Origin of the sequence: Streptomyces doebereineriae (genome assembly GCF_031845645.1) — a bacterium.
Taxonomy (GTDB): Bacteria; Actinomycetota; Actinomycetes; order Streptomycetales; family Streptomycetaceae; genus Streptomyces; species Streptomyces canus.
Window position 1 is genome coordinate 1 of sequence record NZ_JAVREZ010000565.1, and the last position, 394, is coordinate 394.

General features: G+C 76.4%; 1 protein-coding gene. It reads left to right on the plus strand.

Features of this window, described 5'->3' with window-relative positions:
• Positions 1–394: ADP-ribosylglycohydrolase family protein (locus RNB18_RS53265; RefSeq protein WP_311721211.1), on the plus strand; the 394-nt coding region annotated here is incomplete at both ends.

Sequence of the window (394 nt, forward strand, 5' to 3'; positions counted from 1 at the left end):
GGCTGATCCGTGCCCAGGTCCGCCGCGACACCGGCGCCTGGCACCCGCCCACCGACGTCCACCGGGCCCATCTGCGCTGGGCCGCCACCCAGCACGACTGGGGGCCCGACGAGCGGCGCAAGGACAACGGGTGGCTGGCCGCCGAGGAGTGGCTCTACGCCCGCCGCGAGCCCACCCGGGAGTGCCTCGGAGGTTTCGGCGACAGTGTCATGGGGACCCTGGAGCGGCCCAAGAACCCCGCCGCCCGGGACGCGGGCGCGCTCACCCGGTCCGCGCCGTTCGGGCTGCTCGTGGGGTGGGAGCCGCAGCTCGTGCTCCAGCTCGCCGTCGAGTGCGCGGCCCAGACCCACGGGCACCCCGTCGCCCAGCTGGCCGCCGGAGCCTTCGCCGTACT